The 26,751-nt window shown below is 67.0% G+C and carries 18 protein-coding genes, 1 tRNA gene and 2 riboswitches; of the genes, 15 read left to right on the top strand and 4 right to left on the bottom strand.

The annotated features are described in order from the left end of the window. Nucleotides 1–121 precede the first annotated feature (121 nt). The gene (mutY, locus tag ACP7AB_RS11715; protein ID WP_425991297.1) at nucleotides 122–1,174 is read left to right on the top strand and encodes an A/G-specific adenine glycosylase; all 1,053 of its coding nucleotides are present in this window, start codon (nucleotides 122–124) and stop codon (nucleotides 1,172–1,174) included. 618 nt (nucleotides 1,175–1,792) lie between these two features. On the opposite strand, the gene ACP7AB_RS11710 is transcribed toward mutY, so the two are convergent. The 3 genes from ACP7AB_RS11710 to ACP7AB_RS11700 all read right to left on the bottom strand — a co-directional run bounded on the left by ACP7AB_RS11710 (nucleotide 1,793) and on the right by ACP7AB_RS11700 (nucleotide 6,381). After that, the gene (locus ACP7AB_RS11710) at nucleotides 1,793–3,940 is read right to left on the bottom strand and encodes a glycogen debranching N-terminal domain-containing protein (RefSeq protein ID WP_425991295.1); all 2,148 of its coding nucleotides are present in this window, start codon (nucleotides 3,938–3,940) and stop codon (nucleotides 1,793–1,795) included. A 78-nt stretch (nucleotides 3,941–4,018) separates the two neighbouring features. Continuing rightward, the gene (locus ACP7AB_RS11705; RefSeq protein ID WP_425991293.1) at nucleotides 4,019–5,125 is read right to left on the bottom strand and encodes a glycosyltransferase family 4 protein; all 1,107 of its coding nucleotides are present in this window, start codon (nucleotides 5,123–5,125) and stop codon (nucleotides 4,019–4,021) included. Between the two features lie 176 nt (nucleotides 5,126–5,301). After that, on the bottom strand, nucleotides 5,302–6,381 hold the full coding sequence (locus ACP7AB_RS11700) for a site-specific DNA-methyltransferase (protein WP_425991291.1): 1,080 nt from the start codon (nucleotides 6,379–6,381) through the stop codon (nucleotides 5,302–5,304). Between the two features lie 109 nt (nucleotides 6,382–6,490). On the opposite strand from ACP7AB_RS11700, the gene murC reads away from it, so the two are divergent. The 10 genes from murC to ACP7AB_RS11650 all read left to right on the top strand — a co-directional run bounded on the left by murC (nucleotide 6,491) and on the right by ACP7AB_RS11650 (nucleotide 20,274). Next, the gene (gene murC / locus ACP7AB_RS11695; RefSeq protein WP_425991289.1) at nucleotides 6,491–7,924 is read left to right on the top strand and encodes a UDP-N-acetylmuramate--L-alanine ligase; all 1,434 of its coding nucleotides are present in this window, start codon (nucleotides 6,491–6,493) and stop codon (nucleotides 7,922–7,924) included. 136 nt (nucleotides 7,925–8,060) lie between these two features. Further along, a complete protein-coding gene (gene murB / locus ACP7AB_RS11690) occupies nucleotides 8,061–8,972 on the top strand; it encodes a UDP-N-acetylmuramate dehydrogenase (protein WP_425991287.1) in 912 nt (303 codons plus the stop codon). Between the two features lie 21 nt (nucleotides 8,973–8,993). Further along, entirely contained in the window at nucleotides 8,994–9,932 is a 939-nt protein-coding gene (locus ACP7AB_RS11685) for a D-alanine--D-alanine ligase (protein WP_425991285.1), read from the top strand. Further along, nucleotides 9,920–10,813: a cell division protein FtsQ/DivIB gene (locus ACP7AB_RS11680; protein WP_425991283.1), complete on the top strand. Its 894-nt coding sequence runs from the start codon at nucleotides 9,920–9,922 to the stop codon at nucleotides 10,811–10,813. Before ACP7AB_RS11685 ends, ACP7AB_RS11680 begins: the two co-directional genes overlap by 13 nt. 33 nt (nucleotides 10,814–10,846) lie before the next feature. Beyond that, the gene (gene ftsA / locus ACP7AB_RS11675; RefSeq protein ID WP_425991282.1) at nucleotides 10,847–12,184 is read left to right on the top strand and encodes a cell division protein FtsA; all 1,338 of its coding nucleotides are present in this window, start codon (nucleotides 10,847–10,849) and stop codon (nucleotides 12,182–12,184) included. A 182-nt stretch (nucleotides 12,185–12,366) separates the two neighbouring features. Continuing rightward, complete coding sequence (locus ACP7AB_RS11670; protein ID WP_425991280.1) at nucleotides 12,367–15,624, top strand: TonB-dependent receptor domain-containing protein; 3,258 nt, start codon at nucleotides 12,367–12,369, stop codon at nucleotides 15,622–15,624. Nucleotides 15,625–15,866: 242 nt separating this feature from the next. Further along, complete coding sequence (ftsZ, locus tag ACP7AB_RS11665; RefSeq protein ID WP_425991278.1) at nucleotides 15,867–17,414, top strand: cell division protein FtsZ; 1,548 nt, start codon at nucleotides 15,867–15,869, stop codon at nucleotides 17,412–17,414. A 182-nt stretch (nucleotides 17,415–17,596) separates the two neighbouring features. Then, nucleotides 17,597–18,496, top strand: coding sequence for a UDP-3-O-acyl-N-acetylglucosamine deacetylase (gene lpxC / locus ACP7AB_RS11660; protein WP_425991276.1), 900 nt, complete (start codon nucleotides 17,597–17,599; stop codon nucleotides 18,494–18,496). A 252-nt stretch (nucleotides 18,497–18,748) separates the two neighbouring features. Further along, the gene (locus ACP7AB_RS11655) at nucleotides 18,749–20,182 is read left to right on the top strand and encodes a M20/M25/M40 family metallo-hydrolase (RefSeq protein ID WP_425991274.1); all 1,434 of its coding nucleotides are present in this window, start codon (nucleotides 18,749–18,751) and stop codon (nucleotides 20,180–20,182) included. A gap of 7 nt (nucleotides 20,183–20,189) precedes the next feature. After that, nucleotides 20,190–20,274, top strand: a tRNA-Leu gene (locus ACP7AB_RS11650). 3 nt (nucleotides 20,275–20,277) lie between these two features. Here the strand turns inward: ACP7AB_RS11650 and ispH are convergent. Continuing rightward, nucleotides 20,278–21,249: a 4-hydroxy-3-methylbut-2-enyl diphosphate reductase gene (ispH, locus tag ACP7AB_RS11645; protein WP_425991272.1), complete on the bottom strand. Its 972-nt coding sequence runs from the start codon at nucleotides 21,247–21,249 to the stop codon at nucleotides 20,278–20,280. 133 nt (nucleotides 21,250–21,382) lie between these two features. Here ispH and ACP7AB_RS11640 point away from each other — a divergent pair, with 133 nt between their 5' ends. The 4 genes from ACP7AB_RS11640 to gcvT all read left to right on the top strand — a co-directional run bounded on the left by ACP7AB_RS11640 (nucleotide 21,383) and on the right by gcvT (nucleotide 26,721). Further along, nucleotides 21,383–22,054: a Tat pathway signal sequence domain protein gene (locus ACP7AB_RS11640; RefSeq protein WP_426046144.1), complete on the top strand. Its 672-nt coding sequence runs from the start codon at nucleotides 21,383–21,385 to the stop codon at nucleotides 22,052–22,054. Beyond that, nucleotides 22,051–23,814 (top strand): arginine--tRNA ligase, encoded by a 1,764-nt coding sequence (argS, locus tag ACP7AB_RS11635; protein WP_425991269.1) that lies wholly within the window; start codon nucleotides 22,051–22,053, stop codon nucleotides 23,812–23,814. Before ACP7AB_RS11640 ends, argS begins: the two co-directional genes overlap by 4 nt. A 24-nt stretch (nucleotides 23,815–23,838) precedes the next feature. Then, on the top strand, nucleotides 23,839–24,852 hold the full coding sequence (locus tag ACP7AB_RS11630) for an adenosine deaminase (RefSeq protein ID WP_425991267.1): 1,014 nt from the start codon (nucleotides 23,839–23,841) through the stop codon (nucleotides 24,850–24,852). 477 nt (nucleotides 24,853–25,329) lie between these two features. After that, a riboswitch (glycine riboswitch) is annotated at nucleotides 25,330–25,428 on the top strand. Between the two features lie 4 nt (nucleotides 25,429–25,432). Continuing rightward, a riboswitch (glycine riboswitch) is annotated at nucleotides 25,433–25,545 on the top strand. A gap of 60 nt (nucleotides 25,546–25,605) precedes the next feature. Next, nucleotides 25,606–26,721 (top strand): glycine cleavage system aminomethyltransferase GcvT, encoded by a 1,116-nt coding sequence (gene gcvT, locus ACP7AB_RS11625; RefSeq protein ID WP_425991265.1) that lies wholly within the window; start codon nucleotides 25,606–25,608, stop codon nucleotides 26,719–26,721. Nucleotides 26,722–26,751: the final 30 nt, after the last annotated feature.

The following is a 26,751-nucleotide window of genomic DNA, read 5'->3' as shown; positions in this document are numbered from 1 at the left end:
ACCGGGTGGGGGCGGCAAGGCAAGACCTCACAGACCTGAATCCGCGTCGCCGACCGTCCCCACCCCGTCGCTTTGCGACGACCCTCCCCCGAGGGGGAGGGAGAGGGTAAGAGATCTGATAATGCCTCCCGCCGACATCGCCACCCTCCGCGCCGCCCTCCTCGGCTGGTACGACGCCGATGCGCGCACCCTGCCGTGGCGCAGCCCCCCGGGCGCGGCCGAACGCACCGACCCTTATCGCGTCTGGCTGTCCGAGGTGATGCTGCAGCAGACCACCGTCCCCCACGCCACACCGTATTTCGAGCGGTTCACCGCGCGCTGGCCGACCGTCAACGATCTGGCGTCGGTGGAGGATTCAGACCTGATGGCCGCCTGGGCGGGGCTCGGCTACTACGCCCGCGCCCGCAACCTGCTGGCCTGCGCCCGCGCCGTGGCCAACGATCACGGCGGCGTCTTTCCCGACACCGAGGCGGCGCTGCTGGCCCTGCCGGGGGTGGGCGCCTATACCGCCGCCGCCGTCGCCGCGATCGCCTTCGACCGGCCCGCCAATGTCGTGGACGGCAATGTCGAGCGCGTCGTCGCCCGGTTGTTCGCGGTCGAGACGCCGGTCCCCGCCGCGCGGCCGGAGCTGAAACGCCTCGCCGCCACGTTGGTCGTCGATGACCGCCCCGGGGATTGGGCCCAGGCCCTGATGGACCTCGGCTCCGGCATCTGCCGCCCGAAGTCGCCGCTGTGCCTGATGTGCCCCATCGCCGCCTTCTGCGCCGGCCGCGTCACCGGCGAGCCCGAACACTATCCGGTCAAGACGAAGAAGGCCGCCCGACCGCATCGTCAGGGCGTCGCCTGGGTCCTCCGCGACGACGGGGGCCGCATCGCCCTCGTCCGCCGCCCGGACAAGGGTCTCCTCGGCGGCATGGTCGGCCTGCCGACCAGCGACTGGACCGACACGGCCCCCGACGCCACTGCACCCGTCGCCGCCGACTGGCCCGCTCTGATCTGGAAAGAGGCGGGCGCTGTCGAACACGTCTTCACCCACTTTTCCCTGACGCTGTCGGTGCGCGTGGCGCAGGGGCAGGGCGATTTCCTCTGGACGCCCGAAGCCGAGGCGCTGGCCGCCCTGCCGACGGTTTTCCGCAAGGCGCTCGAGCGAGGCCTGGCGATGACTGCACCCTAGATTCAATCGACTTCAGCTTTCCGGACGCTTGTCATCCCGGCCGCAGCGAAGCGGAGAGCCGGGGCGCTGGAGGCTGAGTGTCGGACTCCCGGAAATCGCCAGCGATTGTCCGGGAGAAAGCCCGACCGCTATTTGCCGTCTCCCGGACAGCCGCTTCGCGTCTTCCGGGAGGGTGGAGCAGACGTCTTTTCGTCCCGGTTAGTCGTCGGCGCGACTTCCGGGATGACAAGGATTGGTGTCAACTGAACCGAATAGAGGAATTTATTCACCCGTGCCTCTTGCGGTCGATGAGCTCGCTGCCCACGTCCTCAGTCTGGTCTTTGACAACCGATCGGGCGGGTCGCGCGGCGCGACTCTGTCGAGTCTGTCGAGTCTATTTTTTGGAGTCTCGCGACGATCTGGGCGGATTGGACTCTTTGGACTCTGTTTTTTGGAGTCCATTTTTCAACCGTGCACCCCGGCGAAGGCCGGGGTCCAGATGGAAGACTCGCTGGTAAGGTCAGCAAATGATTGCGTAATCCCCGCTTGCAGCTTCCGTGATTCGAACCCCGGCCTCGGTTTGTCCTCGGGCCGGCAACGCCAGACTCTCGGGTGCCGGAGGTGCATGAAGGGCGGCCCTCAGCGCGTCGTCACGATCCTGACCTCGCCGATCCGGTTCCTCGGCACGACCGCCACCTGGTCGCCCAGCCGCTCGAAGGCCAGGTCGACCGTGGCGTCGCCGACCTGGAGCCGGCTGACGGTCAGCCGCTCGATCCCGGCGGGCAGGGCCGGGGCATCGATGGTGACGGTCTTCGTCAGGGCGTCAATCGACACCCCCAGCGAGGCCTGCAGCATCAGGAACACCGACCCTGCCGCCCAGGCCTGGGGCAGACAGGCGACCGGATAGGCGATCGGTCCCTCGCCCGGCTCCCGCTCGAAGCCGCAGAACAGCTCCGGCAGGCGCATCTGGAAATGGCTGGCGGCGGCGTAGATCTCGCCCAGGATCATCCCGACCGCGTCCCTCTCGCCGTAGCGGGCCATGCCGGCGACCCCCAGCGAGGTGTCGTGCGGCCAGACCGAGCCGTTGTGATAGCTCATCGGATTGAATCGCGCCTGCCCCTTCGCCAGCGTCCGCAGGCCCCAGCCGGAGCGGAACTCCGCGCCCAGCAGCCGCTTCGTCACCGCCGCGGCCCGCGCCGGAGACGGCAGGCCGGTGAACATCAGATGGCCGGCGTTCGACCCGATGGCCTCGCAGGGGTTCCCCTCGCCATCGAGCGCGATGGCATAGAACTGCTGGTCCTCCATCCAGAACCGCTCCTCGACCAGCAGCCGGATCTCGTCGGCCCGGTTGTCCCAGACCATGGCGCGGCCGTCGCCGATCAGGACACCCAGATCGGCCATCGCCCGCCAGGCCGCGAAGGCGTAGCCCTGAACCTCCAGCAGGGCGATCGGCCCCTTCGGAAACCGCCCGTCGGCATGGAAGATGGAGTCCTCGGAGTCCTTCCAGCCCTGATTGGACAGCCCCGTCCCGGCCGCCCGGGCATAGTCGATCAGCCCGTCGCCATTGGAGTCGCCATAGTCCCGCATCCACTCGGTCGCGGCGATCAGATTGGGCCACAGGCTCTGGATCAGGTCGACGTCCCCGGTCCGCCGGAAGTACGCTCCGGCCAAGGCGACGAACAGACAGGTGGTGTCGACCCCGCCGTAATAGAGGCCGAAGGGCACCTCCCCGAGCGCGCTCATCTCACCGCCCCGGGTCTCGTGCATGATCTTGCCGGGCTGGCTGTCCTGGAAGGGCGAGACCTCGGTCGCCTGTCGCGCAGCCAGATAGGTCAGGACTCCCTTGGCCAGCGACGGATCGAGCCACAGCATCTGCCAGGCCGAGATGATCCCGTCCCGCCCGAACGGCGTCGAGAACCACGGCGTCCCGGCATAGGGGTAGGGGCCGGTCGGCAGGTCGGTGGTCAGCAGGGCGATATCGGCCCGCGACTGGTCCAGCCACTGGTTGAAGCGCGGACTGCGCGGCCCCCTCAGCGAGGCTCCCCGCCGCCGCCGGTGCCGCATCGCCAGCCGGGCCTGCACGGCGTTTTCCCGCCACCGCGGCGCGTCAGGCGTCAGGCACATCTCGGGCCCGCACTCGATGTAAAGGTCCAGCGCCTTGCCCATGGGCAGGCTGAACATGAACTCGGCCCGCGACCCGGTCAGCCGGGCGGGCGGTTCGGAGAAGGCGAGGCAACTGGTCCTCACCACCGCGTCCAGCCCGGTGTAGCGGAAGGTGACCCGTCGCCCGTCCGTCGTCGGCGCCTCGCCCGTCCCGCGCTTTTCCCGGAGCGTCCCGCGCACCTGGAAGATATCGGCGAAGTCCGCCCCGAACTCGAAGGCCAGGGGCAGCAGGACATCCTCCACGCCGTGGTTGACCATCCGGACCCGCTCGAACATCCGCCGATCCCAGACGAAGCGCCGCCGCTCGATATGCAGTACCCCCGCCGGCGCCGACCGCCCGCCCATCGGCGGCAGGGGCCGGTTGGTCGTGTGGGCGGTGAAAAAAACGTTGTCCCGGCTGACGCCTGAACTCAGCCGTGACGGCCTCGCCAGCCCGACCGTCATCACGAACCGGGACAGGATCCGCGTGTCATGATCGAACAGGCCGTCGGCCCCGCCTTTCAGGTCGCCCCAGTTGTCGGCCACCAGGAAGGTGTCGGCATCCTTCAGCGCCTGGAGCGTATCCAGCCCGCCTGTCTCCGCGCTTTCCGCGGCCGTCTGCTGAACCGAATAGCCGTCGTCCATGGAACCTCGCTCGCGCCGCCGCCCGTCACCAGACTGATGTGCGAATGCGAAGGGAAAATGGCCGGGGCGCGATTAGGTTCAGGCGGAAACGGCAAAGCTCCGGTCTTCGTGCAGCGGAACCACCACGTCATCGAGGATCGTCTCGGCATAGGGCTTCTTCGCAAGCAGGTCGCCATAGACGTCCAGATACCGCCGCGCCATCGCCGTGGCCGAGAACCGCAACTCGAACCGGGTCCTCACGGCTTCACGGTCCAGAAGCGAGGCCCTGTCCGCCGCCGCCACCGCCTGCTCCAGCGTATCGACCAGGAAACCGGTCGCCCCGTCCTCGATCACCTCGGTCGTCGAGCCGCAGCGGAAGGCGACGACGGGCGTACCGCAGGCCATGGCCTCGATCATTACCAGGCCGAAGGGCTCGGGCCAGTCGATCGGGAACAGCAGGGCCTCGGCGCCGCCCAGGAACTCCGACTTCTGGTGATCGCCGATCTCGCCGATGAACTCGATCAACGGGTTGCCGTCGATCATCGGTTTGATCTTCGTCTCGAAGTAGATCTTGTCCGCCGCATCGACCTTGGCCGCCATCTTCAGCCGCTTGCCCAGCTTCGTCGCGATCTCGATGGCCCGGTCGGGCCGCTTCTCGGGCGAGATACGGCCGAGGAAGGCGAGGTAGCCCTTCGACTTTGGCGAGAAGACATATTGCTCGGCCGGCATGCCATGGTGAACGGTCGCCTTCCAGTTGGCGAAGGCCAGGGGGCGACGCTGATCGTCCGAGATCGAGACCAGACCGAACTGCGGCCAGCGCTCATAGACCTCGGGCAGGTCCTTCATGTCGAGCCGCCCGTGAAGGGTGGTCAGGGTCTTGTTCGCGATCCGCTCGAAGAACGGAAAATGGATCATGTCGGTGTGGAAATGGATGACGTCGAAGTCGTCCGCGCGCCGCAGGACCTCCGACAGCATACTCATGTGCGAGGCCAGATCGGACTTGAGCGGCGCCGGATCCAGCCGGATCGCCTGGTCCCGGACAGGCACCAGCCTGGCCCTGGTCTGGGCCTCTGCCGATGCGAACAGGGTCACCTCATGGCCCAGATCGACCAGGGCGTCGGTCAGGTGGGCGACGACCCGTTCGGTGCCTCCGTACAGCTTGGGAGGGACGGCCTCGTAAAGCGGAGTGACCTGGGCGATCTTCATGATGGCTTACTCCGACCCGCTCAGCCGGGCCGTAGACATCAATGATATCGCAACGGCGCAGTTCCCTGAGGAACGAAGAATTTCAGCAAGGATTGCGGTGCGTTAGTGCGGACCCAAGGTGCGCTTTCCGACACTTCTGCGATCCGCCTCAAGCCGATGAAGGACCTGGTCGAGGCTTATTGCATCCCCGCCCGAACCTCGGCGCGCAGGGCGTCGATGGAGCGCAGGCCCGTGTCGGTGCGGAAGCGCCAATAGGTCCAGCCGTTGCAGGCCGGCGCGTTCTCGAACAGGGCCCCCAGCTTGTGGATCGACCCTGTCATCGCGCCCGACACCAGCGACCCGTCGGCGCGGACGCGAGCCTCGCGCTCGCCCTTGGGGCAATAGAGGACATCGCCCGGCGACAGCAGGCCGGCCTCGACCAGGGCGCCGAACGGAACCTTGACCTCGGCGCGTTTGGAGCCCGTGACCACGAGGTCCTCCGGCCGGGCCGGGATGACCGCCTTGATCCGCGTCTCGGCGACTTTGGCGTATTCGGGATCGCGTTCGATGCCGATGTAGTGACGGCCCAGCCGCTTGGCGGCCGCGCCGGTGGTTCCCGTGCCGAAGAAGGGGTCCAGGATCACGTCGCCGGGCCGGGTCGCGGCCAGGATCACCCGGTGCAACAGGGCCTCGGGCTTCTGGGTCGGATGCGCCTTCTTGCCGTCCTCGCCCTTGATCCGCTCCTCGCCGGTGCACAGGGCGAAGGTCCAGTCGGACCGCATCTGGGTGTCTTCGTTGAAGGCCTTCAGCGCGTCGTAGTTGAAGGTATAGCGCTTCTGCTCGCGGCTCTTGGCGGCCCAGATCAGGGTTTCGTGGGCGTTGGTGAAACGCGTGCCCTTGAAGTTCGGCATCGGGTTGGTCTTGCGCCAGATGATGTCGTTCAGCACCCAGAACCCGAGGTCCTGGATCGCCGAGCCCAGGCGGAAGACATTGTGATAGCTGCCGATCACCCAGATCGAGCCCTCGTCCTTCAGGACGCGGCGGCATTCCTTCAGCCAGTCACGGCAGAAGGAGTCGTAGGCGGCGAAGCTGTCGAACTTGTCCCAGTCGTCATCGACCGCATCGACCTTGGAGTTGTCGGGTCGCAGCAGGTCGCCGCCCAACTGAAGATTGTAGGGCGGGTCGGCGAAGACCATGTCGACGGACTTGTCGGGCAGGGACCGCAGGATCTCGATACAGTCGCCCCGGTGGATAATGTCGGTCTTCAGGTCAGTCACGGATACGCTCCCGGGGAGTGGAGCCTGAACTAGTGAATCCTTACGGTTAAGGCGGAGTTGATTCCGTCACACTCGTGCATTCCCGAAAAGCCGTCGCTATGACGCAGGGATGATCGCTCGCCTTCGCCCCATACCCTTCGACCTCGGCCCCGTGCATTTCGTGGGCATAGGCGGGATCGGCATGAGCGGGATCGCCGAGATCATGCTCAAGATCGGCTATTCGGTGCAGGGCTCGGACGCCAGGTCGTCGGCCAACACGGAGCGGCTGGCGGCCCTGGGCGCGAAGATTTTCATCGGCCATGACGCCGCTCATGTCGGCGAGGGCGTCTCCGCGGTCGTCTATTCGACGGCGGTCAAGGCGACCAACCCGGAGATGATGATCGCGCGCGAGCGTCGCATCCCCCTGGTCCGCCGGGCCGAGATGCTGGCCGAGCTGATGCGGCTGCAGTTCTCGATCGCGGTGGGCGGCACCCACGGCAAGACGACGACGACCTCCATGGTCGCGGCCCTGCTGGACGCGGCCGGGCTGGACCCGACGGTGGTCAATGGCGGCATCATCAACGCCTATGGCACCAACGCCAAGGTCGGCGACGGCGACTGGATCGTGGTCGAGGCGGACGAGTCGGACGGCAGCTTCCTCCGCCTGAAATCCACGGTGGCCATCGTCACCAACATCGATCCGGAGCACCTGGACCATTACGGCGACTTCGACGCGGTGCGGAAGGCGTTCTGCGACTTCGTCGAGAACATCCCCTTCTACGGCTTCGCCGCCGTCTGTCTCGACCACCCCGAGGTCCAGCGGCTGGTCGCCCAGATCGATAACCGCCGGATCGTGACCTACGGCATGAACCCCCAGGCCATGGTCCGCGCCGACAACTGCCAGATGAGCCCGGACGGCTGCCGCTTCGACGTCCTGATCCAGGGGCGTGGCCAGGCCGCGCTGGAGGAGCCGGTGCGGATCACCGGCCTGCACCTGCCAATGGCCGGCTGGCACAATGTCGCCAATGCCCTGGCTGCCATCGCCGTGGCGCGGGAGCTGGACGTCTCGGATGACGCGATCCGGTCAGGTCTCGCGGCGTTCGCGGGCGTGAAGCGACGCTTCACCACCACCGGCGTGGTGGGCGGCGTCCGCATCGTTGATGACTACGGGCATCACCCTGTCGAGATCGCCGCGGTCCTGAAAGCCGCCCGCCAGGTCGCCGAGGGACGCGTCATCGCCGTGGTCCAGCCGCACCGCTTCACCCGGCTGCGCGACCTGATGGACGAGTTCTCGACCAGCTTCTCGGATGCCGACAGCGTCATCGTCGCCGACGTCTATGCTGCGGGCGAGGCGCCGATCGAGGGCGTGGACAAACAGGCGCTGGTGGACGGCATCCGTCGCTACGGCCACCTGCGGGTCTCGGCGCTGGAGAACGCCGCCGTCTTGCCACGCGTGATCGCCGAGGAGGCAAAGGCGGGCGATGTCGTCGTGCTGCTGGGGGCCGGCGACATCACGGCCTGGGCCTACGCGTTGCCGGCGCAGCTGGAAGCGCTGGCCACGTAACCCCCGCTCATCCCCGCGGAAGCGGGGACCCAGTCCTTTCGCACGGCATGGCGTTGGACAAGCGCCGCGGGACAATCATAAAGCCGTCTTCCAAAGCACTGGGTCCCCGCTTCCGCGGGGATGAGCGGAATAGAAGATGACCTGGCGTGACACCCTTCCTCCCGTTCGTGGCAAGCTGCTGCGCGACGAACCGCTCGGGCCGTTCACCTGGTTCCGGGTCGGCGGGGCGGCGGATGTGCTGTTCATCCCGGCCGATGCCGATGACCTGAGTGATTTCCTGAAGGCGATAGATCCGGCGGTGCCCGTGACCGTCCTCGGCGTGGGTTCGAACGTCATCGTGCGCGACGGCGGGGTCGAGGGCGTGGTCATCCGTCTCGCGGGGCGTCCGTTCGCCGGGATCACGACCGAGGGCGAGACAATCACGGCCGGCGCCGGCGCCCTGGACGCGATGGTCGCCAAGGCCTCGGCCAGGGCCGGGCTCGCCGGTCTGGAGTTCTATGCCGGCATCCCCGGTACGATCGGCGGGGCCCTGACCATGAACGCCGGCTGCTACGGGTCGGAAACAAAGGACATCCTCGTCTCCGCCTGGGGTCTGACGCGGTCGGGGCGGCGGGTCGACTACGCCCTGGCCGATTTTGGCTACACCTACCGCCACTCCGAGGCGCCCGCCGACATCATCTGGATCGAGGCGGTCTATCGCGGCACGCCTGGCGCGCCGGAGGCGGTCGCCGCGCGGATCGCGGAGATCACCTCTCGCCGCGAACAGACCCAGCCGATCCGGGAAAAGACCGGCGGCTCCACCTTCAAGAACCCGCTCGGCCATTCCTCGTGGAAACTGGTCGACGAGGCCGGCTGGCGCGGAAAGCTCCATGCCGTCACGGGCGGCGGCGCCATGTTCAGCGAGCTCCACTCCAATTTCATGATCAATCCGGGCGAGGCCACGGCAGCCGATATCGAGGGACTGGGCGAAATCGTCCGCGCCGAGGTTCAAAGTAAACTCGGCGTAAACCTTGAATGGGAGATCAAGAGGATCGGCCGCCCGTCATAACCCCGCGCTAGAAAAGCACGTATGTCCCAAGCCCTGTCAGAACTGCACGTCGCCGTCCTGATGGGCGGACTGTCCTCGGAACGGGACGTATCACTGTCCTCGGGCGAGCAGTGCGCCAAGGCCCTGGAAGGGCAGGCGGCCCGCGTCACCCGCATCGACGCCGGCCGCGATCTGGCCCAGGTGCTGGCCGATCTGAAGCCCGACGTCGTCCTGAATGCGCTGCATGGCGAATGGGGCGAGGACGGCTGCGTCCAGGGCATCCTCGAGACGCTGCAGATTCCTTACAGCCACTCCGGCGTCCTGGCCTCGGCCCTGACGATGGACAAGGACAAGACCAAGGCCGTGCTGGGCGCGGCAGGGGTCAAGGTGCCGGGCGGCGGGCTGTTCGACCGGCGCGAGGTTGCGCGTCGCCACGTGATCGAGCCCCCTTACATCATCAAGCCCAATGCCGAGGGGTCTTCGGTCGGCGTCTATCTGGTGCTCGCCGGGGCGAACGGCCCGCAGACCGAGGTCGGGGCCGACGACTGGACCTATGGCGAGATGGTGATGGTCGAGCCCTACATTCCGGGCAAGGAACTGGCCGTCGCCGTGATCGGCGAGGCGACCGGCCCGCGTGCGCTGACCGTCACCGACATCACCCCGGTGAAAGGCTTCTACGACTACGAGGCCAAATACGCGCCGGGCGGATCCATCCACAAGCTTCCAGCCGATCTCCCTGCTCATGTTTTCGAGGCGGCTCTTCGGGAATCCGAGCAGGCGCATGCCGCACTGGGGTGTCGGGGCGTGTCGCGGACCGACTTCCGTTATGACGATGTTAAGGACGAACTGGTCCTTCTGGAGGTCAATACCCAGCCCGGCATGACGCCGACCTCTCTGGTTCCGGAGCAGGCCGCCTACGTCGGGATGAGTTATCAAGATCTGGTCCGGTGGATGGTGGAGGACGCCTCATGCCCGCGGTAGTTCGCGGCGGTCGGCGCGCGAATGTCGCGCCTGCGCCCAAGCGAAGCGGGGGTCCGAAAGGGCAGGGCGGGCGCTCGCGCGGGGGCGCGCCTCGCAACGCCGGCGGCGTTCCCGGCAAGATGGCCGCGCTGGGCAAGCTGGATCTGACCCCGCGCGCCGTCGTTCTCTCGATCTGTGCGGGATTCGGCGTTCTGGCCCTGGTGCTGGCCACCGGCGCCCGGGCCGAGCGCATCGGCCAGTCGGTCACCCACGGCATGGACCAGATCACCACCGGCATGGGGTTGAAGCTCCGCCGGGTGCACATCACCGGCGCCTCGGCCGAGGCGACCCCCGCGATCCAACGCGCGCTGAACGTCGAGGCAGGCCAGCCGATCACCAGCCTGGATCTCGATGCGCTGCAGGCCAGCATCGAGGCCGTCGGCTGGGTCAAGGAGGCGCGCGTGGTGCGGCTGTTGCCCGACACCTTGATCGTCGAGGTCAAGGAACATGACCGCCTGGCCGTGTGGCAGACCGGCGGGCGCGTCTTCGTCATTGACGGCGAGGGCCGCGCCATTCCGGGCGCCGACGCCGGACGCTATCCGGGCTTGCCGCTGGTCGTCGGCGTCGGAGCGGACAAGGCGGCGGGCGACATCCTGCCTCTGCTGACGCAACGTCCACGGCTGATGAGCCGGATCGACGCCCTGGTGCGTGTCGACGAGCGCCGCTGGGACCTGCGACTGAAGGACGGCGGCATCATCCAGTTGCCGGCCGTCAAACAGGAGGCGGCCCTGATCCAGCTCGACGCCCTGGACCAGCGCGAGCGGCTGCTGGAGCTGGGCTTTTCCCGCATCGACCTCCGAACCGAGGGCCAGGTCGCGGTCCGGCCGGGCGCCGGCGTCTAACAACACACAGTTTCGAGTAGGGCGGCAGGCATTATGGCGGGCAAGAAGGCGGATCCGACGACGGAGGCGGCCAGAAACGACGGCCGTGCGGCGGCGCGCGCGCCCGTGGTCGCTGCGCTTGATCTGGGCCAGTCCAAGGTCGCCTGCTTCATCATGAAGCCGGACGGCGTGCGTCACGCCGACCGGACCATCCGCGTCGCCGGGGCCAGCCACGTCCAGTCCAAGGGTGTGCGCGGCGGGGCCATCGTCAACATGGACGAAGCCGCACAGGCCATCGGCCACGCAGTCGAACGCGCCGAGCGCACGGCCGGCGCGCCCGTCTCGGGCGTCATCGTCACCACGGCCATCGGCCAGATGGCCAGTCATCGGGTGCAGGCCCGTGTCTCTCTCGGCGCCAATCCGGTCGGAGACGCCGACCTGGCCAGGGCCATCGGCATGGCCCTGGCCCAGATACGCCTGCCTAACCGGAGGCCGATCCACGTCCTGCCCATCGCCTGGTCGGTGGACGGCGCACGCGGAGTCCACGACCCGCGCGCCATGCGCGGGCATTCGCTGGGCCTTGACCTGCTGGTCGTGTCGATGGCGGAGGGGGCCTTCGCGTCCTTGAGCCACTGTCTGGAACTGGCGCACCTCGACCTGCAGGGCGTCGCCGCCGCGCCGGTGGTCTCCTCGCTCGCCTCGCTGGAAGAGGACGAGATGGATCTCGGCTGCGTCTGCATCGACATGGGCGGCGGTTCGACCTCCGCTGCCGTGTGGGGCGGCAGGTCCTTGCTGCACATCGAATCACTGAATGTCGGCGGCGATCATGTCACGGCCGACATTGCGCGCGGCCTGTCGACGTCCAGGGCGGGCGCCGAGCGACTGAAGACCCTGCACGGCTCGGCCATGGCCAGCGCCAACGAGGACCGCGAGATGCTCGAAGCCCCGCCGCGCGGCGAGGACGCCGGGTCTGGCCCGGTCATCGTGCCACGGGCCATGCTGAAGACGGTGATCGCGCCGCGTGTTGAAGAGACCCTCGAACTGCTGCGCGACCGGCTGAGGAACGCCGGCGTCGGCCTTGAACCGGGCGCGGGTCTCGTGCTTGCGGGCGGAGGCAGTCAGCTGAACGGCGTGCGGGAGCTCGCTATTCGCGTTTTCGACCGTCCTGTCAGGCTCGGCCGTCCCCAGCGAGCGCCTCACCTGGCCGACTCGGCGGCGGGCCCGGCCTTCTGCTCGGCGGCCGGCGTCCTGTTGCGCGCCGCCTATGGTCCTCGCGAGGCTGTTTCCGCCAGAAAGCTGATGTCGCGCCAGATTACCGCTGCCGACGCCCCGCGCGTTCAGGGCGGAAATCTCGTGGCCCGGGCGGCCGGCTGGTTGCGCGACAACCTGTAGGGGATTCAGGCTTCAAACCCTCTGTGTCCTTGGTGTGTCTGAAGTGTAACAAATCCGAGTTCCGTTTGCCGCAGTCGAGCCCCAATGGTTGCCGCAGCGCCATTCTCTGACTAGCAACACCCCTGAACGGTCAGACTCGCAGAGGTCTGCCGCGCGTCATTCAGTCATCGGGGCCAAGCACCATGCTATCCACACGCAAGTATCTCTTCGGAACCACCATCCTCGCTGGCGTCCTGACGCTGTCCGCGCCGGCGTTCGCTCAGTCGACCCAGTCGGCCCAGGACGAAGAGTCCGTCCAGGTCGAAGAAGTCATCGTCACGGGTTCGCGTATCCGTCGCGATCCGACCACCGCCCCGACCCCGCTGATCCAGGTGACCCGCGAGACCCTGCTGACCACCGGTCAGAACACGGTCATCGACTACCTCGCCACCATCCCGGCGCTGTCCAACTCGCAGGTTCCGTCCGATACCGTCGGATCGCTGAACGCGGGTGGCCTGTCGCTGCCGAACCTGCGCTCGCTCGGCTCCGGCCGGACCCTGACCCTGGTTGACGGTCGTCGCCACGTCGGTTCGCCGCAGGGCTCGCTGGCTGTCGACGTCGACACCATTCCCCGCCTGCTAATCGAGTCGGTCGAGATCGTCACGGGCGGCGCCTCGTCGGTCTACGGCGCCGACGCCGTCTCCGGCGTGCTGAACTTCGTCCTGCGCAAGGACTTCGAAGGCCTGGAAATCGACGGCCGCTGGGCCCAGATCAACGACGGCGGCCAGGATGCGCAGCGCATCTCGGTGCTGGCCGGGAAAAACCTCTTCGACGACCGTCTGAACGTCTACGCCTACGGCGAGTACGAGAAGCTGGACGAAGTTCTGTCCGGGGACATTGACTGGCTGGCTGAAGGCTGGGGCCTGGTCGGTCGCGACGCCGATCCGGCCGCCACGCCGTATGACGGCGTCCGCGATGCCGAGCTGTACCGCGATCGTCGCGGCCTGCAGCTGCTGCGCTGGGGTCAGGTCACCCTGGCCAACAACTACCAGCCGAGCGCTCTGAACAACCCGAACAACGTTCCGATCGCGAGCTGCACCGGCGCGTCGACTACGACCGGCTCCTGCTTCAGCGTGGCTCCTGGCCAGACCTACGTCTTCAACGGCACGACCGCCCGCACCGCCAACTTCGGCGACTGGGTCGCCCTGACCGGCACCAACCGCACCGTCAACGTCGGCGGCGACGGCGAAAACCCGAACACCATCTTCAACGTTGACTCCACCCTGCCGCAGTCGGAAAGCGCCCGCTTCCAGGCCGGGGCCAACTTCGCCATCACGCCCGACATCAACCTGTACGCTGAAGCCAAGTACGTCGATGAGACGACCGACCTGGCGACCGGCTATTCGTTCGGCGACATCTTCATCAACGACCAGGCCTCGCGACTGAACTCCCAGCAGATCCTGAGCACCTCGGCCTATACCACCCAGACCGACAACGCCTTCCTGCCGACCAATCTGCGCGATGCGATCCTGGCCAACCGGGTCACCATCTATGGTCCCGCGACCGCGACCGCTCCCGGAGCCGTCATCGGCACCGCCGCTGCTCCGTTCGCTCGCTACAGCGCCTGGCTGGTGGATCGCCCGCAGCACAACGAACGTCAGCTGCAGCGCTACGTCCTGGGTCTGAACGGCAATGCCGGTGACATCTCGATCTTCAAGAACGTCGACTGGGATATCGGCTATACCTACGGCCGTGCCGACAACCACAACGAAGAGAACGGCCTCAACATCGCCCGCTTCTCCTACGCCATGGATGCGGTGCGTAACTCGGCCGGGCAGATCGTCTGCCGCGTGCAGGCCCTGACCGCAGGCGGCGGCACAGTGACGAACCGCAACCCGAACGTCGGTGGAACGCTGACCTCGGCCTCGCCGGACGTCGCCCAGTGCGTGCCGATCAACGTGTTCGGCCTGGGCAACCAGTCGGAAGCCGCCCTCAACTACGTCCGCGCCGGCCTGCAGTTCGACCAGAAGAACGAGCAGCATGACGCCCTGGCGTCGGTCGCCGCCCAGCTGTGGGACTTCTGGGGCGCTGGCCCGATCGGCATCGCCCTCGGCGCCGAATATCGTAAGGAATCGACGGAAGGCGGCGGTCGTTCGGCCTCGCTGGGCACGACCTACGCCCAACTGAACGGTGGTGCTGACTTCCTGGCCGCCGAGTACGACGTCAACGAGTTCTTCGGCGAACTTTCGATCCCGCTGTTCCGCGACACCTGGCTGGGCGACTATGCCGAGCTGTCGGGTTCGTACCGCACGTCGGACTTCTCGAACTTCGGCAAGAGCGACGTCTATGGCGTCAACCTGGTCTATCGTCCGACGGAAGAACTGGCCTTCAAGACCAGCCTGAACACCTCGGTTCGCGCTCCGAGCCTGGGCGAAGCCTACGCACCGTTCACCCAGACCTTCCTGCTGTTCACTGACCCCTGCGCCACGGCGAACATCCAGGCGGTTACGGACACCGCAATCCGCAACAACCGCGTCGCCAACTGCGCCACCTTGGCGGCGCAGTTCGGCCTCACGTTCAACTTCGTGGATCCGACGGCCCCGAACGCCTACCGTCCTGACTACGGTTCGAGCGTCGCCGGCCGCAACGGCGGCAACCCGCTGCTGAAGCCGGAAGAGTCGGAATCCTTCACCTTCTCGACCGTTCTGACGCCCAACTTCGCGCCGAACCTGTCGATCGTCCTCGACTACTACGAGATCCAGATCGACAACGTCATCGCCGCCGTTTCGGCAGGCACGGCCGCCAACAACTGCGTCAGCGGCCCGACCCTGAACAACAACGCCTGCGCCACCCTGACCCGTACGGGCGTGAACGATCCGGTCACGCCGCGCGACGATCGCTTCCTGCTGGTCGACTTCATCCAGAGCTCGATCAACTACGCCAAGCGCACCGTCCGCGGTCTGGACTTCACGGCCAACTACCGCTTCGACACCGACGAAATGCTCGGCCACAACTGGGGTGTGTTCAACTACGCCCTGAACGGTTCCTGGCTGATCGAACAGAAGAACTTCAACAACATCGACAACCCGGCCGACTTCACGGCTCTGGAAAGCACGCTGTTCTATCCGAAGGTTCGTCTGACCTCGCAGCTGAACTATCGTCCGATCGAGTCCCTGACGCTCGGCTGGACCATGGACTGGCAGACCGCTCAGGACATCGTCCTGCCGCGCAACTTCATCGCCAACGCCGACTCGCGGGATCCCGCCTACCTGAACTCGGGCAACTTCACCCGCCACGACTTCTCGGCCAGCTACAAGGTCCGTGACGATCTGACGGTCCGCGCCGCTGTGACCAACGCCTTCGACGCCGAACAGGCCCGCTGGCTGGGCGCGACGCTGTACTCGAACTTCGACCCCTACGGCCGTCGCTTCTCGGTCAGCCTGAACTACCGCCCCTGGTAAGGGGTTCGGTCAGAACCAAAACGGAAAGGGCGGCCCTCGGGTCGCCCTTTCTTTTGGCCAAAAGCTGGATTTTTGCCGTCACGCTTGGGGACAGGGCTGGCCGGTCGTCCGACTCACGCTATCCGGTAACCTTCTCTTAACGACGGTGAGCGATCCTTAAAGCGCTCATAACCAATGCGAACCGGCGGGGACTTCGCATTGGACGTTCAAGGGGCAGGGTCGGAAAAAAGGTCGGTTTGGATATGTCTCTCTCGCTGGTGCGGCCCTCGGCCACGGAACTGAAGCCCCGGATCGTCGTCTTCGGCGTCGGCGGCGCAGGCGGCAACGCGGTCAACAACATGATCGACGCCGGCCTCGAAGGGGTCGAGTTCGTCGTGGCCAACACCGATGCCCAGCATCTGTCATTCGCCAAGACCGACCGCCGCATCCAGTTGGGTGAGACCATCACGCAAGGCCTGGGCGCCGGCGCCCATCCCGAAGTCGGTATGAACGCCGCCGAGGAGTCCGCCGACGAGATCCATGCGCACCTCGAGGGCGCGCACATGATCTTCATCACCGCGGGCATGGGTGGCGGCACCGGAACCGGTGCGGCGCCGATCATCGCCAAATGCGCCCGCGATCGCGGCATCCTGACCGTCGGCGTCGTGACCAAGCCCTTCACCTTCGAAGGCCGTCACCGCATGCGTCTGGCCGAGGCGGGAATCGCGGAGCTGCAGCGCTATGTCGACACCCTGATCGTCATTCCGAACCAGAACCTGTTCCGCGTCGCCAATGAGCGGACGACCTTCGCCGACGCCTTCGCCATGGCCGACCAGGTGCTGCACTCGGGCGTCCGTTCGATCACCGACCTGATGATCCTGCCGGGCCTGATCAATCTCGACTTCGCCGATGTGCGCGCCGTCATGTCCGAGATGGGCAAGGCGATGATGGGCACCGGAGAGGCCTCCGGCGACGACCGCGCCCTGCTGGCCGCCCAGAACGCCATCGCCAACCCGCTGCTGGACGAGACGTCGCTGAAGGGCGCCAAGGCCGTGCTGGTGAACATCACCGGCGGTCTCGACATGACCCTGCTGGAAGTCGACGAGGCCGCCAACGCCATCTCGGCTGAGGTGGACGGTGACGCCAACATCATCTTCGGCGCGGCCTTCGATCCGGCCCTGGACGGCAAGATCCGCGTCTCGGTCGTGGCCACCGGCATGGACGAGGTCGCCACCGCCAAGATCGAGCCGGCCACAACGCGCCAGACCGTTTTCCATGATCCGCGTCATGCGGCTCCGGTCGCCGAGGCGCCCCGTGCGCGTGAGCCCGTCCGTCGCGAGCCGGTCCGCGCCGAAACCTATCGTGCGCCTGAGCCCGAGCCCGTCGTCCCGACCTTCCAGATGCCCGAGCCCGTCGCGCGTGCGCCTGAGCCCGTCATTCACGTCGCTGAAGAGCGCACCCTGACGCCGATCGTCGATCCGTGGGTCGAGGCCTTCGAATCCGACCATGGCCGTCAGCCCGCCGCCACCGCCCAGGCTGACCAGGGCGACCTGTACATGGACCGCGCGCCTGCTGCCCCGCAGCCCGCCGACTACAACGAGCCGGTCTACGACGACCGCGATCATCGCAAGTCCGGCTGGAGCCTGTTCGGCAAGAAGCCTCGCGCCCAGACCGCCTACGCCCCGGCGGCCAGCGCATCGCGCGCCCAGCCCCAGATGCGTCAGACCGCCCAGCCTCTGCCGGAAGCCGAAATCGCGGCCGCCGAGGATGATCTTGAAATCCCGTCGTTCCTGCGTCGTCTGGCCAACTGATCCGGCGCACGACCCCTTTGAACGCCCCGGGGAAACCCGGGGCGTTCTGCGTTCCGGTCAAGGTTAAGGCGGCGGAAACAATTCGAAACCCGACTTTGGTTTTCGCCTTGCTGCGCTGCGGTTAGGGATCGATCTTCCGCTCATGCGTGCTTCCGCGCGCCGGGCGTCCAGTGGATTAAACCTTGCCGCCACGCCCCGATCATCGCGAACGGACGCTGATCGCCCCCGCCATCTGTGCGGGCGTGGGTGTTCACACCGGGCAGCGGGTTCGCCTGGCCATTCGTCCGGCGCCCACCGGAACGGGCATTGTCTTCGTCCGCATGGATGTCACGGATCGTGACAATCGTATCGTCGTGTCCGGCGACGCCGTGGTCGATGCGCGGCTGAACACCATGATCGAGAACGCGGCCGGGGTTCAGCTGTCGACCATCGAACACCTGATGGCCGCCTTCTGCGCCCTGGGCGTCTCCAACGTGATCGTCGAGGTCGACGGGCCCGAACTGCCGATCCTGGACGGTTCGGCCCTGCCGTTCGTCCAGTTGCTGGACCGCGCGGGCTTCCGTCGCCAGGAGGCCCCGGTCCGCTACATCGAGATCCTGGAGCCGATCCACGTCACGGACGGCGACAAACATGCGGCCCTCTATCCCTGCGACCGCTACGAGATGCGGTTCGAGATCGATTTCGACAACCTCCTGATCGGCAACCAGGTTGTCGATTTCGTCGTCGACGAACAGACCTTCCGCAATGAGATCATGGCCGCACGCACCTTCGGCTTCGCCCATGAGGTCGAGGCCCTGCGTCAGGCCGGTCTGGCGCGCGGCGGTTCGCTGGAGAACGCGGTCGTCATCGACGGCGACGACATACTGAACCCCGGCGGCCTGCGCATGGAGCGCGAGTTCGTGCGTCACAAGGCGCTGGACGCGATCGGCGACCTCTATGTCATGGGAGCGCCCTTGCTGGGCCGCTACGAAGGCTACAAGGCCGGTCATGCGGTCAACAACCTGCTGGTCCGCGCCCTGCTGGCCGCCCCCCACGCCTGGCGCGAGGTGGTTCTGGAGCCACAACTGGCCCAGGTCGGCTAGGACGCTCCAGCTTAAGAATTTATTCTCTGTAGCGTCTTGCGCGGGACGCCGTCCAGGCCCATCTGCATGGGCGTTCCTTGACGGGACTGATCCGCTCCCGGCCAGGGAGGGCGCGACTCTGTAGACTCTGTCGAGTCTCTTTTTCGGAGTCGCATAGGGGATTTCGTCGGGGCCGAATCCGATCGTAAAACCACTCACACTTTCCGGGATCAGGCCCTAGTGTCCCGGCCAACCGTGATCTGGAGTTTCGGCATGTTCGTTTCCGTTCGTCGTTCGGCGCTCGCCGCCGTGTCGGTTCTCAGCCTCGGGGCCGCGATCGCGGGCCCGGCCATGGCGCAGGACGCAGCCACGATCCGCGCCGCGATCAGCGTCCGCGACGCCGCCCTGACCGACACCGTCGCCATGGATTACGTCACCCAGCTGACGACCCGGTTCGGACCGCGTCCGGCGGGTTCGGCCTCCGAAACCGCTGCGGCCGAATGGGCCGCCGGCTATATGCGCGAACAGGGCTTCAAGAACGTCCATATCCAGGCCTTCCCCTTGGTTGGCTGGGAGCGGGGACAGGAGAGCGCTTCGATCGTCGGCGCCAACCCGCAGCGACTGGTCGTCGCCGCCCTGGGCCATTCGCCCGGCACCCCGGTCGGCGGCATCGAGGCCGAAGTCGTGCGCTTCGCCTCGCTGGAAGACCTGCAGTCCGTCCCGGACGGCTCGCTCGCCGGCAAGATCGCCTATGTCGACGCTGGCCAGATGGTCGCCATGCAGTCGGGCGCCGGCTACGGCCCCCTGACCCGGATCCGCGGTGCAGGCCCGAGCGTGGCCGCACAGAAGGGCGCCCTGGCCTTCATCATGCGGTCCGCCGGGTCGGACGAGCACCGCATGCCGCACACGGGCACCACCCGCTATGTCAACGGCGTCGTTCCCTTGCCGGGCTTCGCGCTCAGCGCACCTGACGCGGATCAGTTGAGCCGGCTGGTGTCCTACGGCGATCCTGTGCGGATCCATCTGTCGTCGACCGCCCATACCTATGAGACCACATCGCACAACGTGATCGGCGACATGCCGGGTCGGTCGCGCCCCGAGGAAATCATCGTCCTGGGCTCTCACATGGACAGCTGGGATCTGGGCACCGGCGCCATCGACGACGGGGCGGGCGGGGCCATCACCATCGCCGCGGCCAAGGCCATCGCCGAGCAGGGCCGCACCGCGCGTACCGTGCGCGTGATCCTGTACGGCTCGGAAGAGGTGGCTCAGCCGACCGACACCGGCAATGGCGGCGGCGCCTATCTGCGCAGCCTGTCGGCGCAAGACATCGCCAACCACGTCTTCACCGGCGAGAGCGACTTCGGCGCGGACCGCGTCTATGCGCTGCAACTGCCCGTCGGGGCCCAGACCGGCGCCTTCGCCGACGCCGCCAACCGGGTGCTCTATCCGATCGGCGTGCTGCGCTCGAACGTGCCCGAGACCGAGGGTGGCGCCGACATCGGCCCGATCGTCGAGGCGGGCGTGCCGGTGTTCGGGCTGAAGCAGGACGGCCTGCGCTATTTCGACCTGCACCACACGGCTGACGACACCCTGGACAAGATCGATCCCGAGCAACTGCGCCAGAACGTGGCCGCCTGGGCCGCCCTGGTCTGGCTGGTCGCGGATTCCGACGTTGACTTCCGGGCTCTGCGCCCGGCGGAGTGACCGGATTGCGGGCGTGGCGAAACTGGTAGACGCAACGGACTTAAAATCCGTCGACCTAGGTCATGCCGGTTCGACCCCGGCCGCCCGCACCAGCCTCAAACTGTCAGAGCTCTGGGCAGTTTGAAGGTCACGGTTTCCTGCTCGCCCGGATCGTCGGCGAGGGTGACATCAAACCGGGCCTGCAGCGCCTGGACCACGGCCTGGACCAGCGGTTCGGGAGCAGAGGCGCCGGCCGTCACGCCGACGGTCGAGACGCCGTCGAGCCAGCTCCAGTCGATCTGCGAGGCGTCGTCGATCAACTGAGCGTTGCCGGCTCCAGCGCGCAGGGCGACCTCAACCAGCCGCACTGAGTTGGAAGAGTTCTTCGATCCGACGACGAGCACGAGCTCCGAGCCATTGGCCAGTTGCTTGACGGCCTCCTGGCGGTTGGTGGTGGCGTAGCAGATGTCTTCCTTGTGCGGATCGGGCAGTTCCGGGAACCGACGCTTGAGCACCCGCAGGATTTCCGAGGTGTCGTCCAGCGAGAGCGTCGTCTGGGTGGCGTAGGCCAGGGGCCGGTCGCCCGGACGCTGGAAGGCCTCGGCGTCCTCCACCGTCTCGACAAGGCTTATGGCGCCCTGCGGCAGTTGGCCCAGCGTGCCGACGACTTCCGGATGGCCGGCGTGACCGATCAGGATGATGTGGCGCCCGTTGGCGTGGTGGCGTTCCGCCTCGACGTGGACTTTCGAGACCAGCGGGCAGGTGGCGTCCAGGAACATCAGTTCGCGCGCCCGGGCCGTGGCCGGCACCGATTTCGGCACGCCATGGGCTGAGAAGACGACCGGTCGATCGTCGGGGCATTCGTCCAGGTCCTTGACGAAGACGGCGCCCAGGCTCTTCAGCCGGTCGACCACATGCTTGTTGTGGACGATCTCGTGGCGGACGTAGACGGGCGCGCCGAACTTCTCGATGGCGCGCTCGACGATCTGGATGGCCCGGTCGACGCCGGCGCAGAAGCCGCGCGGCGTGGCCATACGCACCGTCAGGGGCCGAAGAGCGGCGGCGGGAGAGGGGGAGAAGGCGTCCATGGGCGAAACCTAGTCGTTCCGTCGGCGCCTCGCCACCGTGACGGGCTTCATTGGTTTGCGACGCCTCGCTTTAGCCGCTATCAGGCGGGAAGCCTGACCGCGTTCCGTCAGCGCCAGATTTCCGGATTTCCTAATGCGTCTTGCGACCGTCGCCCTCGCCGCCCTGTCGGTCATCGCCTCAGCCGGAGCAGCCTCCGCCCAGTCGCGCGATCCCGACCAGCGCCCGGAACGCGGCCGCAGCACCCAGGAGCAGCAGGAAGAGAACGGCGGACGCACCCGTGCGCCGCGCATCGCCCCCCTGCGGTCGGTGCCCAACGCCGGGCCGTGTCCGTTCGTGAAGATCCTCTATGACGCCGCCCGGTTCGTGGAGCTGGAGGGTGGCCGCGCGGCCGCGGCCAACGTCGGCTACACCGGCGAGATCGAAGGCGTCAGCGCCGGCTGCGCCTATCAGTCGGACGAGCCGATTTCCGTTCAGATGGACATCCTGTTCAACCTCGGCCGGGGCCCGCAGGCCGACGGCGACCAGCGCACCTATCGCTACTGGATCGCGGTCACGGAACGGAATGAGGCCGTGCTGGCCAAGGAATACTTCGACCTTCCCGTGAACTTCGAAGGCGCCGCGACGGCTTCGGTGACCGAAGAGCAGTCGATCATCATCCCGCGCGCCACGGCCGAGACCAGCGGCGGCAATTTCGAGGTCCTGATCGGCTTCGACGTCACGCCCGAAATGGCCGAGTTCAACCGCACCGGCAGCCGTTTCCGCATGACGGCCGGCCAGGCCGCGGCGACCCCTCCCGCACAATGACCGATCTCAGAACCGACCTCGGCGAAGCGGTTGCGGCCGCCTTCGCCGCCGAAGGCGTGGAAGCGTCCGTTGCGCGCGTCACCGCTTCCGACCGGCCCGACCTGGCCGATTTCCAGTCCAACGGGGCTCTGGCGGCCGCCAAGGCGTTGAAGGCCAACCCGCGCGAGCTGGCCGGCCGTGTCGCTGAACGCCTGGCCGCTGATCCACGCCTGTCGGGCGTCGAGGTGGCGGGACCGGGTTTCATCAATCTGAAGCTCTCCGACGAGGCGCTGGCGCATCGAGCGCAGGGCGTGGCTGATGACGCGGCGCTGGCCGGCGCGTCGAAGGTCGCCGAACCGCGCAAGGTCGTCATCGACTACGCCGGGCCGAACGTGGCAAAGCCGATGCACGTCGGGCACCTGCGCTCCTCAATCATCGGCGAGAGCCTGAAGCGGCTGTTCCGGTTCCGGGGTGACACGGTCTGGGGCGACGCCCACTTCGGCGATTGGGGCTTCCAGATGGGGCTGCTGATCGTGGCCGTCGGTGACGAGGGCAAGGCCGATGCCTTCCTGGCGGAGGGCGAGGGCCCGTTCCCGGATCACAGCCCGGTGACGCTGGACGACCTGGAGCGGCTCTATCCGATGGCCGCCGCCAAGGCCAAGGAAGACATCGATTATCGCGACCGCGCCCGCAAGGCGACGGCCGAACTGCAGGGCGGCCGCCTGGGCTATCGCGCCCTGTGGCGGCATTTCGTGGCGGTGTCGAAGACGGCGCTGGAACGCGAGTTCGGAGCCTTGGGCGTCACCTTCGACCTGTGGAACGGGGAGTCGGACGCCGATCCCCTGATCCCGGCCATGGTCGACGACATCAAGGCGCGCGGTTTGGCCGAGTTCGATCAGGGCGCCTGGATCATCCGGGTGGCCGAGGAGGGCGAGAAGCGCGAGTTGCCGCCGCTGTTGCTGGTCTCGTCGGAAGGCTCGGCCATGTATGGCACGACCGATCTGGCCACGATCCTGGACCGGCGACAACAGTTCGACTTCGACCTGGTCCTGTACTGCGTGGACCAGCGGCAGGGCGACCACTTCGAGCAGGTATTCCGGGCCGCCTACAAGGTCGGCTACGCCACGCCGGGTCAGCTGGAGCACGCCGCCAACGGCACGATGAACGGGTCGGACGGCAAGCCCTTCAAGACCCGGGCGGGCGGCGTGCTGAAGCTGCACGACCTGATCACCCAGGCCCGGGACAAGGCGCGCGAACGGCTGAAGGAGGCCGATCTGGGCGCCGACCTGTCTGAAGCGGAGTTCGAGGAGACCGCGTCCAAGGTCGCCGTGGCGGCTCTCAAATTCGCCGACCTGTCGAACAGCCGAACGACCAGCTACGTCTTTGACCTCGATCGTTTCATGAGCTTCGAGGGCAAGACCGGCCCCTACCTGCTGTACCAGTCGGTGCGGATCAAATCCCTGCTCCGCAAGGCCGAGGCGCAAGGCGTCCTGGCCGGACCGATCTTCGTCCGTGAGCCGGCGGAGCGGGATCTGGTGCTGACGCTGGACGCCTTCGATCAGGCCGTCTCGGACGCCTATGACAAGCGGGCTCCGCATCTGATCGCCGAGCACACCTATCGTCTGGCCCAGTCCTTCTCCAAATTCTATGCCGCCTGCCCGGTGCTGGCGGCGTCGGAGCCGGAGACGGTCGCGTCGCGACTGGCCCTGGCCGGGGCGGCGCTGAGTCAGCTGGAGACCGCGCTGCGGCTGCTGGGAATCGACACCCCCGACCGGATGTAGGTTAGACTGCCGCACCCAGAACGGATGCGACCCATGTCCCTCGACGCCTATATCGCCGGCCTGCCCAAGGCTGAACTTCACCTGCACATCGAAGGCTCGCTCGAGCCCGAACTGATGTTCGAACTGGCCCAGCGGAACGGGGTCCAGATCCCGTTCGACAGCGTCGAGGCGGTACGGGCGGCCTATGACTTCTCCAACCTGCAGGACTTCCTCGACATTTATTACGCCGGGGCGAACGTCCTGCTGACGCGCAAGGATTTCGAGGATCTGGCCTTCGCCTATTTCCGGCGGGCGGCGGCGGATAACGTGCGGCACGCGGAAATCTTCTTCGATCCCCAGACCCATACCGACCGGGGAGTGCCCTTCGGCGTGGTGGTCGAGGGACTGATCGCGGGGATGGACCGGGCGAAGGCGGAACTGGGCGTCACCTCGGGTCTGATCCTGAGCTTCCTGCGGCATCTGTCGGAGGAGGAGGCCTTCGCGACGCTGGAGATGGCGAAGCCGTATCTGCATCACTTCATCGGGGTCGGGCTGGATTCGTCGGAGGTCGGGCATCCGCCGTCGAAATTCGTCCGGGTCTTCGCTGCCGCGCGCGAGCTGGGGCTTAAGCTGTGCGCCCATGCCGGGGAGGAGGGGCCGCCCGCCTATGTGCACGAGGCGCTGGACCTGCTGCACATCGACCGGATGGACCACGGCAACCGCTCGATGGAGGACGAGGGTCTGATCCAGCGGCTGGCCGCCGAACAGATGACGCTGACGGTCTGTCCCCTGTCGAACCTCAAGCTCTGCGTCGTGAAGGACCTGAAGGATCACCCTGTGCCGGAGATGCTGCGCCGGGGCCTGCATGTGACGCTGAACTCGGACGATCCGGCCTATTTCGGCGGTTACGTGAACGCCAACTATTCGAGGCTGGCGGAGGCCGTGGGGCTAAGCCGCGAGCATGTGACGCAGCTGGCGCGGAACAGTTTCGAGGGGTCGTTCCTGTCGGAGGCCGACAAGGCGAAGCTTCTGGCCGAGATCGACGCCTACGCGGGCTGACGTTGCGTCCGGCTGTCCGGACGAAAAACACCCTGACGAAACGGACGAAACGGACGAAAAATCCGTTTGCTCGCTCTCTCCGCGAACCTGGCGTGCAGTGTACGTCAGCGGGATACCAAGGCTAGCAAACAGGGCCGGACCGGGCTCTGGGTCAGGCGTGGTGGTGTTTTGGGGATGCGCGTAAGATTTTATGCTCGACATCGAAGTCCCCGTTCCAAGGTGCGCATCTTGTCATCCCGGACAGCGAGGAGCGCTGATCCGGGACGGGTTCGTATAGTAATTTTCGGCCCGGTCAGCCGCTCGGCTGAACCGGGCCGAGGGATAGTGGATGGGCCTTGCCCCGGATGAGCTGCGCTCTCCGGGGCAAGATTAATGGGAGCCTCCCGTCCCGGCTCTTCGCTTCGCTACGGCCGGGATGACAACAGCCGGTTCACAAGCCCACGCTTGACTTCGCGCCGGAGTCGGGGCCTTGGTCACCTCGCTCTCGCGGGAGAGATCGGGCGGCGTGAAAACCGACCCGGAGCCGAAGGCGCAACCGCCCCGGAAACGCTCAGGCAAACGGACCGCGAGGACATTCGGACGCTGGAAAGTCACCCAGGGACTTCGGTTCTGGGGGTGCGCCGACGGAGCAAGACGCCTCGCATTCCAGCAGGGATGGGCGGCGCCGGAATCTCTCAGGCTTCACAGACAGCGGGGGCGCGAGGACGGCGGAGCTTTCCGCCTCGAGACGCGACCCTGAAAGTCTGGACCCCCATGACCGACCATACGCTGAAGACCACCGTTCTGAACGCCGCGCACCGTGCCGCCGGCGCCCGCATGGTCGGGTTCGGCGGCTACGACATGCCGGTGCAGTACGAGGGCGTCCTGGCCGAGCATCGCTGGACGCGCGAGCACGCCGGCCTGTTCGACGTGTCGCACATGGGCCAGTGCAAGATCACCGGCGCCGATGCGATCGACCAGTTCCAGCGCTTCGTGCCCGGCGACTATCAGGTGCTGAAGTCCGGCCGCCAGAAATACAGCCTGCTGCTGAACGACGACGGCGGGATCATCGACGACCTGATGGCGGGCAAGCCCGATCACGACGGCCTGTTCGTCGTCGTCAACGCCGGCAACAAGGACGAGGACTTCGCCTTCTGGGCCGAGCATCTGTCGGGCGACGCGACGCTGACCGTGCTGGACGACCGCGCCCTGATCGCCATCCAGGGGCCCGAAGCGGCCGAGGTCATGGTGAAGCATGAGCCGGTGCTGGCCGAGTTCGGCTTCATGGATTGCGCCCGCCTGATGCTGTTCGGGGTCGACTGCTACGTCTCGCGCTCGGGCTATACCGGCGAGGACGGCTACGAGATCTCGGTCCCGGCCGCCGACGCCGAGCGGGTGTGGAACACGATCCTGGAGGACACCCGGGTCAAGCCGATCGGCCTGGGCGCGCGCGACAGCCTGCGCCTCGAAGCCGGGCTGCCGCTGCATGGGCATGACATCGATCCGACAACCTCGCCGGTCGAGGGGGCGCTGACCTTCGCCCTGTCGAAGTCCCGCAAGGAGGCCGCCGATTTCAACGGCGCCGAACGCATCCTGAAGGAGCTGGCCGAGGGTCCGTCGCGGGTGCGCGTGGGCCTGAGCGTCAAGGAAGGCGCCCCGGCGCGCGAGGGCGCGGAGATCGCCGATCTGGACGGCAAGGTCATTGGAACGGTGACCTCGGGTGGGCCGTCGCCGACCCTGGGTCGCAACATCGCCATGGGCTATGTGCCGCCGTCGCACGCCGCCCTCGGCACCGAGCTGAAGGTCATTGTGCGCGGCAAGGCCGCCGCCGCCGAGGTCATCGACATGCCGTTCGTCGCCCAACGCTATTACCGCAAACCCAAGGCCTGATCCCCCGGTCAAGCCGGAGGATGACGAGAA

The sequence above is a fragment of the Brevundimonas sp. TWP3-1-2b1 genome (assembly GCF_049896165.1).
Taxonomy (GTDB): domain Bacteria; phylum Pseudomonadota; class Alphaproteobacteria; order Caulobacterales; family Caulobacteraceae; genus Brevundimonas; species Brevundimonas subvibrioides_B.
This window is presented reverse-complemented; position numbering and strand designations above follow the sequence as displayed.

Coding starts and splice junctions, on each gene's coding strand:
- ACP7AB_RS11680 (WP_425991283.1), top strand. CDS start 9,920: ATGCCCGCGGTAGTTCGCGGCGGTCGGCGCGCGAATGTCGCGCCTGCG.
- argS (WP_425991269.1), top strand. CDS start 22,051: ATGACCGATCTCAGAACCGACCTCGGCGAAGCGGTTGCGGCCGCCTTC.
- ACP7AB_RS11705 (WP_425991293.1), bottom strand. CDS start 5,125: ATGAAGATCGCCCAGGTCACTCCGCTTTACGAGGCCGTCCCTCCCAAG.
- ACP7AB_RS11670 (WP_425991280.1), top strand. CDS start 12,367: ATGCTATCCACACGCAAGTATCTCTTCGGAACCACCATCCTCGCTGGC.
- gcvT (WP_425991265.1), top strand. CDS start 25,606: ATGACCGACCATACGCTGAAGACCACCGTTCTGAACGCCGCGCACCGT.
- ACP7AB_RS11655 (WP_425991274.1), top strand. CDS start 18,749: ATGTTCGTTTCCGTTCGTCGTTCGGCGCTCGCCGCCGTGTCGGTTCTC.
- murC (WP_425991289.1), top strand. CDS start 6,491: ATGATCGCTCGCCTTCGCCCCATACCCTTCGACCTCGGCCCCGTGCAT.
- ACP7AB_RS11630 (WP_425991267.1), top strand. CDS start 23,839: ATGCGACCCATGTCCCTCGACGCCTATATCGCCGGCCTGCCCAAGGCT.
- ACP7AB_RS11710 (WP_425991295.1), bottom strand. CDS start 3,940: ATGGACGACGGCTATTCGGTTCAGCAGACGGCCGCGGAAAGCGCGGAG.
- ACP7AB_RS11640 (WP_426046144.1), top strand. CDS start 21,383: ATGCGTCTTGCGACCGTCGCCCTCGCCGCCCTGTCGGTCATCGCCTCA.
- ispH (WP_425991272.1), bottom strand. CDS start 21,249: ATGGACGCCTTCTCCCCCTCTCCCGCCGCCGCTCTTCGGCCCCTGACG.
- mutY (WP_425991297.1), top strand. CDS start 122: ATGCCTCCCGCCGACATCGCCACCCTCCGCGCCGCCCTCCTCGGCTGG.
- ftsA (WP_425991282.1), top strand. CDS start 10,847: ATGGCGGGCAAGAAGGCGGATCCGACGACGGAGGCGGCCAGAAACGAC.
- ftsZ (WP_425991278.1), top strand. CDS start 15,867: ATGTCTCTCTCGCTGGTGCGGCCCTCGGCCACGGAACTGAAGCCCCGG.
- murB (WP_425991287.1), top strand. CDS start 8,061: ATGACCTGGCGTGACACCCTTCCTCCCGTTCGTGGCAAGCTGCTGCGC.
- ACP7AB_RS11685 (WP_425991285.1), top strand. CDS start 8,994: ATGTCCCAAGCCCTGTCAGAACTGCACGTCGCCGTCCTGATGGGCGGA.